At 55.9% G+C, this 13291-nt stretch carries 9 protein-coding genes; 3 read left to right on the top strand and 6 right to left on the bottom strand.

Going from position 1 to position 13291, the window contains the following annotated elements; translation table 11 throughout:
- Positions 1 to 34: 34 nt before the first annotated feature.
- Together FBR45_RS20915 and FBR45_RS20910 are read right to left on the bottom strand one after the other, a co-directional pair.
- Positions 35 to 529: an RrF2 family transcriptional regulator gene (locus tag FBR45_RS20915; protein WP_138505938.1), complete on the bottom strand. Its 495-nt coding sequence runs from the start codon at positions 527 to 529 to the stop codon at positions 35 to 37.
- Positions 530 to 810: 281 nt separating this feature from the next.
- Entirely contained in the window at positions 811 to 2136 is a 1326-nt protein-coding gene (locus FBR45_RS20910) for a flavin-containing monooxygenase (RefSeq protein ID WP_138505936.1), read from the bottom strand.
- A 62-nt stretch (positions 2137 to 2198) separates the two neighbouring features.
- On the opposite strand from FBR45_RS20910, the gene FBR45_RS20905 reads away from it, so the two are divergent.
- The gene (locus FBR45_RS20905) at positions 2199 to 3002 is read left to right on the top strand and encodes an SDR family oxidoreductase (RefSeq protein ID WP_138505933.1); all 804 of its coding nucleotides are present in this window, start codon (positions 2199 to 2201) and stop codon (positions 3000 to 3002) included.
- A 90-nt stretch (positions 3003 to 3092) separates the two neighbouring features.
- On the opposite strand, the gene FBR45_RS20900 is transcribed toward FBR45_RS20905, so the two are convergent.
- The 4 genes from FBR45_RS20900 to crcB form a co-directional block, all read right to left on the bottom strand.
- A complete protein-coding gene (locus tag FBR45_RS20900) occupies positions 3093 to 4784 on the bottom strand; it encodes an IPT/TIG domain-containing protein (protein WP_138505931.1) in 1692 nt (563 codons plus the stop codon).
- A gap of 40 nt (positions 4785 to 4824) precedes the next feature.
- Positions 4825 to 7698 carry a TonB-dependent receptor gene (locus FBR45_RS20895; RefSeq protein ID WP_138505928.1) on the bottom strand — a complete coding sequence of 958 codons (2874 nt, stop codon included), beginning with the start codon at positions 7696 to 7698 and terminating at the stop codon, positions 4825 to 4827.
- Positions 7699 to 7910: 212 nt separating this feature from the next.
- Positions 7911 to 9368: a M14 family zinc carboxypeptidase gene (locus tag FBR45_RS20890; protein WP_246082328.1), complete on the bottom strand. Its 1458-nt coding sequence runs from the start codon at positions 9366 to 9368 to the stop codon at positions 7911 to 7913.
- A gap of 37 nt (positions 9369 to 9405) precedes the next feature.
- Positions 9406 to 9780 carry a fluoride efflux transporter CrcB gene (gene crcB / locus FBR45_RS20885; protein WP_138505926.1) on the bottom strand — a complete coding sequence of 125 codons (375 nt, stop codon included), beginning with the start codon at positions 9778 to 9780 and terminating at the stop codon, positions 9406 to 9408.
- Between the two features lie 160 nt (positions 9781 to 9940).
- Between crcB and FBR45_RS20880 the strand changes: the two genes are divergently transcribed.
- Positions 9941 to 11248, top strand: coding sequence for an APC family permease (locus FBR45_RS20880; RefSeq protein ID WP_138505924.1), 1308 nt, complete (start codon positions 9941 to 9943; stop codon positions 11246 to 11248).
- Positions 11249 to 11298: 50 nt separating this feature from the next.
- A complete protein-coding gene (locus FBR45_RS20875) occupies positions 11299 to 13029 on the top strand; it encodes a GMC oxidoreductase (protein WP_138505922.1) in 1731 nt (576 codons plus the stop codon).
- Positions 13030 to 13291: the final 262 nt, after the last annotated feature.

The following is a 13291-nucleotide window of genomic DNA, read 5'->3' as shown; positions in this document are numbered from 1 at the left end:
TCGCCTTACTGATTTAGGGGGTACGATCCATCAGCTAAGCCGACATACGACCCACCGAGGTATCTTCTATATCGGCGGCTTTCGAGCCAATCGAAATTTCTTTGGTCACCAGCGATTCCGGATTCTGGAACGTCAGCAGGGTTGTGTTTTCGTAAACGCCCAGGTTCGCATCCCGAACGCGCTCCATGATCGGTTTCAGGGCGCAGGTCACCTCGTCCGTACAGTCGTCGCACTTCACGTAGAAGTTGAACGATACGCAGGGTGTGGGTGCAATAGGGCCGTCGATGACCCGAAGTACCTGAGCCAGATTAACCCGACCCGGATCGACCCGCAACAGATAGCCCCCTCCTTTCCCTTTCTGACTTTGCAGAATGCCATGATTCCGCAGCTCCAGCAGGATAGCCTCTAAGAATTTTTTGGGGATACTTTCCTTCGCTGAGATATAGGAAATAAGCACAGGTCCTTTTCCGTACTCTTCTGTCAAAACCTTCAAAGCTTTGATGGCATACTTGGCTTTCTTAGAGATCATCGTTACGGTGACTAAGAGGGTTGTGGAAACTTATTGGGTAAAATTACTTATCTGATGTGGGTTCGTTTAAAAATTGATTAGGCAACTAAACGGTTGTCGACCAGTCGCAAAGTTGAGTATTTTTTACACAAATCCAGCTAAACTCCTTCCGCCACACACACCTTTTCAACACCACCTCCCCCTGGGTTTATAGCCAAACGCATTCTTATTACCTAAAAGTTCATGGACTTAATTGGGTATTTGACGTGACACTGCCTGATAAGTAACGGGTAAGTTTTTTTTTAATACGCTGACACGCGTTTATTTTTCCTCATTTCGCGCTCAATCGTTTTCTTATACTGGTGAAAATCAACCTGTAACGTATGCCTGGCCGATTGTGTGTACCTACGTCGGTTTCGCCTGGACTCTTCATCAATAGCCTGTACCATCACCTGCCGATCTGGTAGTCTACAAAATCCTTGTATTAACCGGGAAATCCAAATAGCCTGTATTTCCGCCAGGGGCATAATCGCGCCAAGGGGCTGGAGCAGGCCCAGAAAATACAGGCCCGGATAGTCGGGATGAATGACACGCCGGTATAATTGCAGATCATTACTTTCTTCGACGTTGAAAAAACCCTGCCTGAAGAAGGGGAACGATACTCGGTAGCCGGTAGCAAACATCACTAGATCGAACGACTCGCGGCTCCCGTCGTCGAACACGACATCGCGGCCGTCGAAAAGCTGGATGTTGGGCTTGAACCGGATCATCCCCCGACCGGCCAGATTCAGCAAATCCTGCGAGATAGTCGGGTGCTCACTGAGCATGGGTCGGCTGGGCCTGGGAACGCCGTAGCTTTCCTGCCGCCCCCGCGCCAGCCAGAGCGATACGCCAAGCAGCCTCCGCTGGATAGCCAACGGTAACCGGCTCGTGAGCGGATTGGCCAATGAATCGAACGGCAGACCCATGAGCCAGTTTGGAATAATATAGGCGCCACTACGCGTTGAGATGGTAACCCTATGATCACCATATTGCCGGGCGGCCTCGCAGGCGATATCAACGGCCGAATTGCCGATGCCGATGATCAGCAGCTTCTTCCCCTGAATCTGCTCCGGAACCTTGTAATCGTGCGAGTGCATGGTTTCGCCGGCAAACGTACCCGGAAAAGGCGGGTCTGGATAACGCGGGTTCCAGTGATGGCCATTGGCAACTACCACGTGGCTATAGGTTTGCATACGGCCCGTATCGGTCGTAACCGTATAACGGCCGTCTGGGGTGCGGCTAACGTCGGTTACGGCGGTCCCGAAGGTGATTTTATCCCGGAAACCGAAGTGATCTACATAGCTATCGAAGTAGCGGATGATCTGACTATGGTGCGGAAACATAGGGTACTCAGCCGGCATGGGATAGTCGGCATAGGCCATTACGTTCCGGTTGGTGTTTATATGCAGCGACCGATAAGCCGATGACAGGCCGTTATCGTTATTATAGCGCCAGTTGCCGCCCACGCCCGACCCTTTCTCGAAACAATCGAAGGGAATACCGGCCTGGTGAAATGTTTTGGCGGCTACGATCCCCGACGATCCCGCTCCGATGATACAGATGTCTGCGGCAGCCTCTTTACTCATCTCATTTGTACTCTATAAATATATTTTTATACTAATCTTATTTAACGAAGATAACATAATTTATGAAAATCTGCCTACTGACCGGCTGTGCCAGTGGAATAGGTCGTCATCTGACCGGTGTGCTTCTACGCGAAGGCTATAGCGTTGTCGCTACAGACGTGGCCATCAGCCAGCTTCACCAGGCCGCCCGAACCGATCACTGGCCAGCCGATCGAACGCTGCTGCTGCCGCTCAACGTGCGGTCCGAAACCGACTGGCAGCACGCTATCCGACAAACGCTCGATCGCTGGCAACGCATCGATATCGGGATAAACATAGCGGGCGTCATCCGGCCGGGCTATGTGGTGGCCATCGACCAGGAAGATATCGACTTTATGGTTGATGTTAACCTGAAGGGCGTCATGCTGGGTACGCGCTACCTGGCCGAGCTGATGATTCGGCAACAAACGGGCCATATCATTAATGTGGCTTCGCTGGCGGGTCTGGCTCCCGTACCGGGCCTGAGTATCTATTCGGCTACGAAGTTTGCGGTTCGAGCCTTTTCGCTGGCAGCCGCGGGCGAACTGCGGCCGCAGGGCGTGGCGGTTTCGGTCATTTGTCCCGATCTGGTCGATACGGCCATGCTGACCCAGCAGCTCGACCGGCCCGAAGCCGCCTTATCTTTTTCGGGCAACCGGGTACTGACCGTACAGGATGTAGAACAGGCCGTTCTGCACAGGGCGATAGCGCGCCGGCAGCTTGAGGTCATGATTCCCGACAGCCGGGGCTGGCTGGCCAAGTTCGGTAATCTCTTCCCCAACCTGGGTCTGGCGCTTACCACCCGGCTGGTCAGAAAAGGCCTGATCCGGCAACAGAAACTACGGTGACGGGCAAGAAAAAAGCCGGTGCAAAGCCCCGGCCCTTTCGTGCGACACCAATATAAAATTAAGTAAGATCGGTTTGTTGAACGACCAGTACTAGCGGTCGTAGTTGGTATTCTGAGGATCGAAGTTGGTCCAGCCCGACAGCCAATTGTCGGTTCCGTTGAACGCACCCCGGTACGGAGCGGCCGTAAAGAACGAATCAGCCAGTTTACCACCCGTTGCGGCATTGGCAGCTACCAGCAGGGCCGAGCCCGATGGCGGCAGGAAGTTAGGCGTGGTCAGGTTGAACGACTGGGCGTTGAGCAGCGCAGCCACATCTGACGAGGCAACGATCGTGTTCTTTTTAGCCGTCGTGTTGAAGAATGCCGTGGCCTGATCATTGGTGATAGCCGCAGCCCCCCGAACCGGGGTCACCGCATTGGCGATAGTAATACCCTGCAGGTCAAGCGCACCCGAGTTCACGTTAGCCAGCGTACCGGTAGCCGAACCATCGAGACGAAGTCCCTCCGGCCAGCCGGCAAAGACCGAGTTATAGATGCTGATAGCCGTATTCCGACGCAGGTGCATGGCCGACTGGTACGGACCGCTACCTCCTGAGGTTGCGTTTGTGTTGGGAGTACCCTGGAAAGCAAACGAGCTTACGTTAGCGAAGATCGGCTGTGTTAGCGGCAGACCGTTATTAGCAGCAGCCGGGCCCTGAGCGGCTGTATTTTCGCCCGGGTTGAAGTTGTCCGACTCAAAGCTGTTCGAACCCGACTGGTCAGCCGCGTTTGGATCGCGCAGCGAAAGAGCAAACTGTACTTTACCAACGAAACCAAAGTCGGTATCGAAATCATCGTCAAAACCCCGGTGAGCAACCAGGTACTTTGCATTGACTGTACCGCCAAACCACTCGAATGAGTCGTCACCGCTGTACGAAACCTGAATGTGATCGAGGGTGGTACCCGAGCCTACGCCGTACATAGTCAAACCATTGATTTCGCTGTTCGACGTGGTTGTCAGGGCAATACCGGGAAACTCGATCCGGACGTACTGCAGCGTACCGGAGTTATCGGCTGGCTCGTTGAACGTACCGAATGTTCCTTCGATACCGCCTTCAAACGTAGTAGCGCTGGGTCGGTTGGTAGGCGCTTTGCCGATCAGGACAAGACCACCCCAGTCGCCGTACTTCCGCTGGCCGGGAGCCGCATTCGAGGTGAAGACAATGGGCTGCGACGCGGTTCCTCTGGCTTCGATCCGGGCTCCCGGCTGAATGATCAGTGTACCACCCCGGTTCTGGCCCGACGGATCGGTAGCGGGGCCGCCCCCTTTGATCACCGTACCCGGCTGAATGGTCAGCGTGGCGCCAGACCGAACGTAGACGAATCCACGAATGAGATAGACGTTCGAAGCCGTCCAGGTCGTATTGGCCGTGATGCTGGTAGCCACTTCCACAACCGGCTTGTTAGCCAGCGAAAACTGACCGCTGAACTGGGCCGTCTGACCGTTGGCAGCTACTGAAATAGGGTTACCTGGGTTAGCCGGAACAGTAACAACCAGTTGTGTAGGCGTTGCCGACACCACCTGAGCTGGTACGGTTCCGAAAGTTACACTGTTGCTGGCTGGCGTCGTGTTGAAATTCGTACCTGTAATAACAATCGTCGAACCAACCGGGGCCGAGGTCGGGCTGATGCTGGTAATGCTGGTTACCGGAGCCGGTGTTTCATCGTTTTTGCAGGCAGAAACAGCCACAAACACACCTACTATCAGAAGCAGCAAATACTGCCAGCGTTTGATAAACTTCATAACTAACACAGATTTGGTTTACGTTTATTGGGATACTGTCTTAAGGCACTATTGTACGGCGGCCGAAGGTGTAGACCCCGGTCAGCGTGACATACTGACCCCGGCGGAATACGCGCACGTTCTGGTCGGCGGTGGCATTCTGCGAACTTACATCCTTGCCGATCTTGCCGTCGTCGTTATAATCCTGGGCGAAGCGGAAGGGCGCGTTCAGAATATCCTGTATACCCAGCCGAATCTCATACTGCTTCTTGAATGTCTTTGAAATATTCAGATCAACTACGTTCCGGGCCATCTCGAAAACAGTTGGCTGGTTCTGGTTACCCACCGCAAAAATTCGGGGACCGGCTACGTTGTAGAGTACGTTGGCCTGCCAGCCCGACACCGGATCGGCGTAGTAAGCACCGGCGTTGATCAGGTAAGGCGACTGGTTGGCCAGCGGGCGCTCGGCCGACTGAATGTTGGTCAGGTCATATGGTCCGATCCGGCCACTGAGGTCGGGTCCGATAACGGTCTGCCCCAGGTCGATACGGCTGTTAATGAACGAGGCATTACCAACCAGCTGCAGGTTCTGCAGGAAAACACTCGATGCGTTGGCAAAGCTCTTTCTGACCTCGATCTCTACGCCGTAGTTACGAGCCGACCGGGCGTTGATGAATGTATAGCCCAGGCCGTTGGCGGTTGGCAGCAGGAACGTTTCGATGGGGTTGCTGAACTGCTTCACGAAGCCCGTTACCGAAATCACCTCATTGGGGGTCGGGTAAAACTCGTACTTGGCGTCGATATTCTGGATGGTAGCCGTGGTCAGCGACGGGTTACCACGAACGTCGGCCAGGAGGTTGAAGTCGAAATAGGTGAACGGGGCCAGTTCGCGCAGCTCAGGCCGGTTCACGGTAGCCGAATAAGCCAGGCGCAGGTTTTGCCGGTCATTCAGTTTGTAGATGGCGTTGAGCGACGGCAGCGGGCTGAAGATGCTCCGGTCTACCAGGTCTGTCCGTACCAGGTTGATATCCGAACGAAGGGTCTGGTTATTAAACTCACCCCGGAAGCCCAGCGTCAGGTTCAGCCGTGAGCCCAGGTTTACATCGCCCTGTACATAAGCAGCCCCGTAGGTATTGAAACCCAGGTATGAGTCAAGATCCTTGGTACCGTCGAGCAGCGACAGACCACCCGGCTGACCCGTTACGTTGCGGTCATCGAAAATGGTATTGATGGGCTGACCCGTAATTTCCTGCGCTACATTACTCACCCGCTCGTAACCGTAGAAGCGGGCCGAGTATGTCCGGCTGCGCTGTTCGCCGTAAATACCGGCTTTGATACGGTTGGGCTCCCGGTCCGTCGGGTTGCCGAAGGTATGTTCGTAGTTGCCAATCAGCGACACTACGTTCTCATTCAGGGTCGAGAAGAACCGGCCATTATCAATAGGGTTAGGCTGGTTCGGAATAACGGCGGTGAACGGCTGACCGCTGCCACTTTGCCGTTGGAAACGCGCCCGCTTCCAGTCCGGCTCCCACCGACCCGAGTAGCTATACGCACCGATCCAGTTAAATTTCGACAACTCGCTCAGCGAATGCTCGCCCGATACCTGGGTGCTGACAATGCTACGGTTTTCGAAGCGCTCCGAGAACGCCTGTACGTCGACACCGTCAATAACGCGCTGGCCCATCCGGTTGAGGGTCTCGGTCGAGCTGAGCAGGTTGAACAGGGTTTTCCACTCCAGCGTGAAGCGGGGGTTGAAACGGAACGTCCAGTTATGAAGTACGCCCAGGCGGGTTTGGCGCTGGTAGTTGGCGTCATCATAGCGCTCGAACACATCGTTCGCCGTGATTCCGTTCTGATAAATGTTGAGGTCGATGTCGGCGTACTGGTTGGTCAGGCTGTAGTTGATGCTGGTCAGGTTGCTGACGCGGGTGTTGCCCAGGTCAAACCGGCGCCCCATGTTGATGGCCAGCCGAACATCAGGCGCGATCGATACCTGACGAAGGCCCCATGAGTTGGGCAGCAAACGGGCATAACCGGCCCGCTGAGCCGCATTGAGTGCGTTGAAGTCATTGGCGCGGGCCGGAAAACTGCTTGGAATCTGCTGGTCTTTGTTCCAGAGACCCAGCACGCTCAAACCGCCCCGGTCATGGGTCTGTGCCGTACGGAAGGTCGTTCCGGGCCGGTAGCCGATGGTAAAGCCAACATCGGTGAAGTTCTGGTCGGGCCGACGCTTGGTGTATATCTTGATGACGCCACCCGCAAAATCGCCCGGAAGCTCGGCCGCGCCCGATTTGTAGACGATCATCCGGTCGAGGATGTTGCTGGGTACGATATCAAACGAAAACGAACGCGACTCAACTTCGGTCGAGGGCGTAATGACATCGTTAATCAGTACGGAGTTGTAGCGCGTTCCCAGACCCCGGATCAGTACAAAACGGTTGTCGACAATGCTGATACCTGGTACACGGCGGATAGCAGCAGCTGCGTCGCGATCCTGCGATTTCTGAATCTGCTGGGCCGAAATACCAACGGCCAGTGGCTTGAGCTGCTTGATTTCGGTGATAACGGCTACTTCGGTGTTGGTCGCGCGGTTGGCACGAACCACTACTTCCTGCAGCGATTTACCTTCTTCATCCAGTTCGGTATCGATAGTGGTGGTGTTACCCGACTCGACCCGAACGTTCGGGATTTCTTTGGTTTGGTACGAAACGTAGGAGATAACAACTTTCTGGGCACCGGCGGGCACGTTGGCCAGTGTAAACTTTCCGTCAATGTCGGTGGTGGCGCCGATCTGGGTTCCGTCGATGCGGACCGTACAACCGATAAGTGCTTCCTTAGTTTTGGCGTCTTTGACCAGTCCCTGAACAGAGCCGGTCTGCGCCAAACAGACTGCCGACACGAATGTCAGTAAGAGTAACAATACAGTTGGTTTCATATTTTTTGTTTGGAGTCGCAATTGCGCTGCAAAGCTACCCGACCAATATTACGCCAACGTTACGCCATTGTTACGCTTGAATTATGTTTAGATACAGCCGTAAATTATTGATTGTCAAATAATTGCAATTCAAACTCTATTGAATATCTATTGTTTGGCAAATATGTGCATAAACCAATATTTATTCGGCTTTTATATTGAATAGTCAACGTTTATTCGGCAATGCCATTCGTCTTTGTTATTGGACTAATCGGGTCATGGTTCCAGAATCCGTTGACAATATTGTACTCAATGCGGTTGCCGCGCCGGAGCAGGAAGGTCGGAATCTGACCCAGTTGCAGCGGACGAGCCGGTAATTTACCGGTTACCAGCAGGTGAACCAGCTGCGTTGGCAAGGTGTCTTTTTTTGCCTGCCGCACCCGAAACGCCGTAATTCCTTCTTTATACAGCGCGGCCAGATCGAGCCTTCGCAGACCAGCAGGCGTATCGAGAGTATCGCTGTAGAGCCGCGTGGGGGTCAGGGTCAGCCCGGTAGCGTCGATTTCTTCCAGCCCGCCGAAGGTCGAGAGGTCGCCGATGTCCTCAATTTTGCTTTTGTAGCCAAAGGCCCGGGCCGAGTCGAGATTCTCTTCGTACCGGTTTATACCCACATCGACGGTAACGCTACGGCCTTCGCGCACCAGGGTGGCGTTGCGGATCAGCAGGTCAAACAGCGCCCGTCCGTTTTCCGGAATAGCCTGGTAGTCTTCAGTCCGCTCCTGTTTGTACGACCCGTCGGCAATGGCTTTCAGCGCCGTCAGGATAGAGACGAAGTTGAGCCGCCGAATCGCCATTTTTTCAGGATCGCCTTTGTAGCCGCCCGATTCGATCAGAATCAGCGTAGTGCCCCATTTTTGGATATTATCGCCGAAGGCCCGCGGCTCGAACTCATCGTCGTACCGGGCTACCTGACCTGGTACGAACTGCTGCAACACCCGGTTCATCCCCACAATAAGCTGCATCGACCGCTGCCGAACATCGTTTACGTTCCGGTCTTCGTCGTAGGCAGTTGCCAGAAACGATACCACCGCCTGCTTGCCGGTTTTGCCTACGCTATACCGTGGGTTCTGGTCGTGCAGGTTGAAGCCCACCAGCGGCCGGAGTGTCTGCTGCAGGTTTTTGAGCAGGGCGCCTTCGGGCGTTTGCAGCCGCAGCGCATCGCGGTTCATGTCGATATCGGTCGCCGTACGTCGCTGAAACCGTTCGGCACCATCGGGGTTGAGCATAGGAACTGCGTGGATAGTGATCTGGCTCAGGATAGCCTGCCGCAGTTCATCGAATCCGTCGTTTTTCGCGCTCAGGAAGTTGAAGATATCGAACAGGGCCATGGTCGCCGTCGCTTCGTCGCCGTGCATCTGGCTCCAGAGCAGTACGTTCGTTGCTCCGGTACCGGCCTTAACCAGATTGATGCTGCGCTTTTCGAGCGACTCACCCACCTGGCTGACCGACAGGGGCGTTTTGAGCGCGTTCAGCAGCGGCATTATGTCGCGATGCTTGAACCGCCGGTGAGTGAACGTCTTTTCTTTGTACGTATCGTGCGCATCGTGGAGCCGACGCGCCATATCCTGTGCCTGGATGGATGAACTCATTGATAGGGCAAGTGAAATAATAGCCAGTAGCGTCTGTTTCATACTAATGCCGGATTCGTGGTGGCTGCAAGATACGCCGTCAAAGCCGCTGACCCAGCGATAGTCCACCCGCCGACGCCAGCAGACACAGACTTACGTTCAGGCCAACATTCAGCAGAGCGGCTCCGGTGCGGCCGTTTTGCAGGAGCAGCAGGGTATCGTTGCTGAAGCTCGAAAAGGTGCTGAGCCCCCCGCAGAACCCCACCCCGATCAGCAGGCGGGTTTCTTCGCCCGTAGTGCGGCCCATAATCCAGCCGGTCACGAGGCCCAGCACGAGGCTCGCCAGTACATTCACGGTCAGAATAGCCAGCGGAAACGGCGAAGGGGTCAGCGTGGCCGGTATGATGCGCCCGGTCAGGTACCGCAGCAAACTGCCGGCCCCTCCTCCTACGAAAACTAGCATCCAGACTTTCATGGGCGCAAATGTAGGAAAAAGGCCAACGTAGACCGTTGTATGGCCTCTGGCGATTGGTTTTTCATTATCATTGTACAGTAAGTAATACGCTCCTGACCCACCGCAGACGGTGTTGATTAGCCCATAACCAATCGAACTGACCGTCAAAAAAAGCACGCACATGGCCCAAAACCAGCTCAAGAAACTTCTCGGCGTCGGCTTCGGCATAGCCGTTACCATTGGCGGTACCATCGGCACCGGTATTCTGCGCAAGCCTGGTCCCATTGCTGAAGCGGTTGGCAGTCCTTTTCTGATTATTGCCGTCTGGCTGATCGTAGGGCTGTACGCGCTGGTGGGGTCGTTGTCGGTCATCGAGCTGGGCACCATGGTTCCGAAAGCGGGGGGCTGGTATGTATATGCCCGGCGGGCCTTCGGCAACTACGTGGGGTTTGTGATCGGCATCAGTGCCTGGCTGGGCAGTGTGTCGGCCATGGCCTTCGGGGCCGCCGTCATGAGCGAATACCTGGCGCTGCTGATACCAACGCTGGCTACCTATCAGAAAGCCGTGGCTATTGGTGTGCTGGTTGCGTTTGTGGGGTTTCACTGGCTGGGCGTTCGGTCGGCCAGCCGCGCCCAGGAGGTCATGAGCCTGCTCAAAGCCGTGGGGCTGCTGGCGTTCGTGATTCTGTGCTTCGCGGTTACACCCCAGACGCCGGTGGTTGTCTCGACCGAGTCGGTCCGGACGGTGGCTCAGGGGGGTGTCTGGCTGGGGGTTCTTTCTGCCCTGCAATCGGTTTTTTATACCTACGATGGCTGGCATACGGCGGCCTACTTTACCGAAGAAGACGTAAACCCCAGCCGCAACCTGCCCCGCTCGATGGTAAGCGGGGTGCTGCTGATTATCGGTATTTATATCCTGGTCAATGTGGCGTTGCTGTACGTGCTGCCCGTATCGACCCTAGCGGGGTCCAAGCTCGCAGCGGCCGATGCGGTACAGGTGCTGCTGGGGCCGGGCAGCGCGCAGGTCGTCACGTTTCTGCTGATGATCTCTATTCTGGGCATCATCAATGCGCAGATGATGTTTAACCCGCGGGTTATCTTCGCCATGGGTCGCGATGGGTTGTTTTTTCCCTTCGTCACGTACGTAAACCGCGGAGGCACACCAGCCTACGCGGTGGTGGTCACGGCGCTGACGTCGGTGGCCATGATCCTGACCAATACGTATAACCAGCTCTCCGATATTGCTACGTTCTTCTTCGTGCTTTGTTACGCGTCGTGTTTTGCGGCCCTGATCCGGCTGCGGCATACGGAACCCGATCTGGTGCGGCCGGTGCGGGCCTGGGGCTACCCGTTTTCGACCTGGGCGCTGTTGATTGCGTCGCTGGCTTTTCTGGCGGGCGTTGTCATCGGCGACTTTTCGAGCAGTCTCTATGCCGTTGGCTTTATTATCGTGAGCTACCCTATTTACCGACTCGTGATCCGGTCGTAAATTCGTAGTCTGTACGTCACTGTCAAGAACGCTCTTTATCCTTTTTCCGCATGAACCGCCCAACCACCCAGCCTCCAATTCCGAAGGGTAAGAAATTCGATGCTATCGTTGTCGGCTCCGGCATCAGCGGTGGCTGGTCGGCCAAAGAACTGTGCGAAAAAGGGCTGAACGTGCTGCTGCTCGAACGGGGCCGCATGATCGAACACGTGTCCGACTACCATACCGCCACCAAAGCACCCTGGGAGTTTCCGCACCGTAACCAGCAGATGCCGCCTGATTTGCTGGCGAAGTACCCGGTTCAGAACCGGACGGGCTTTACCATTACCGAAGCCACCCACCATCATTTTGTCAACGATCTGGACAACCCCTACGTCGAAGAAAAACCGTTCGACTGGATTCGGGGCTATCACGTAGGTGGCAAGTCGCTGATGTGGGGGCGGTACTCGTTTCGGTTCTCCGACCTCGATTTTGAAGCCAACGCCAAAGAAGGCATCGCGACCGACTGGCCCATTCGCTACAAAGACATAGCTCCCTGGTATGATTATGTCGAGAAATTTGCCGGTATTGCCGGCTCCCGCGATGGGCTGCCCCACCTGCCCGACGGTCAGTTTCAACCGCCCCTGCCCGATAACTGCCTCGAAGCGCACCTGCGGCAAAGCGTCAACGCCCAGTTTCCCGACCGCAAGGTGATTTCGGCGCGGGCGGCTCACCTGACCGCCCCTACGGCCCAACAGATGGCGCTGGGCCGGGCCAAATGCCAGTTTCGTAATCTCTGTATGCGCGGCTGTCCGTACGGGGCGTATTTCAGCACCCAGTCGGCCACGTTGCCAGCCGCCCGGCGAACCAACCGCCTGACGGTTCGGCCCCACTCCATTGTCAACTCCATCATCTACGACGAACGTAAAGGCCGCGCCACGGGCGTGCGGGTCATCGACGAGCAAACCCACGAATGGCTCGAGTTTTCGGCCAGTATCATTTTCCTGAACGCATCGGCGCTGGGATCGACCTATATCCTGATGAACTCCCGCTCGAACCGGTTCCCAACGGGCATGGATGAGAGCGGTCAGCTGGGCCGCAACCTGATGGACCACCATTTCCACGTGGGTGCCACCGCCGACTACGACCGCGACCTCGACAAATACTACTACGGCCGACACCCTGCCGGGCTGTACATTCCGCGCTTCCGGAACCTGGGCGCCGACCGGCAACCGTTCCGGCGCGGCTACGGGTTTGAAGTCTATACCAACCGCGAAAACTGGGAGCATGCCTACCGGGAAGAGGGGTTCGGCGCCGATTTCAAGACCAAAGCCACCCAGTTCGGCAGCTGGAAAGTAACCCTCGACGCGTTTGGCGAGTGTCTGCCCTACGAAGACAACCGGGTCTACCTGACCAGCGAACAAACCGACAAGTGGGGCCAGCCCGTTCTGAAGATGGACGTTCATTACCGCGAAAACGAAACCCTCATGCGCCGGGACGCGCAGGAGCAGGCGGTACTGATGCTGGAAAAAGCCGGTTTCTCGAATATCAATGGCTTCGACAGCCAGGCGCATCCGGGGCTGAGTATTCATGAGATGGGAACCGCCCGAATGGGCACCAGCCCCAAAAACTCGGTCTTCAACCGGTTCAACCAGCACCACCTCGTCAACAATGTATTCTGCACCGATGGCGCCTGCATGACTTCGTCGCCCTGCCAGAACCCATCTCTAACCTACATGGCCCTCTCCGCGCGGGCCGCCGACTATGCCGTCAAAGCCCTGAAACGGGGCGATATCCCCCGTTAGAACCACAGACGTCCAGGATTAACCCAGCCCGTCAGGGCCTATACAGCGCAGCGTCGGTAGCATCATTCAGAATCAACACCGGCCCGTCAGGGCCTTTACAGCGCAGCGTCGGTAGAAAACAGCCTCCCGGAGGGAACCAGGTGCCGTTAGGTACCCGACCTGTTATGTACCTGACGGCACCTGGCTTTGAACGGGGTCCGGTCCCATGATGCGACTGCTACCGATGCTACGCTGTTATGTACCTGACGGCACATTGTATTTG

The sequence above is a fragment of the Spirosoma lacussanchae genome, assembly GCF_005870035.1.
GTDB classification, from domain to species: domain Bacteria; phylum Bacteroidota; class Bacteroidia; order Cytophagales; family Spirosomataceae; genus Spirosoma; species Spirosoma lacussanchae.
This window is presented reverse-complemented; position numbering and strand designations above follow the sequence as displayed.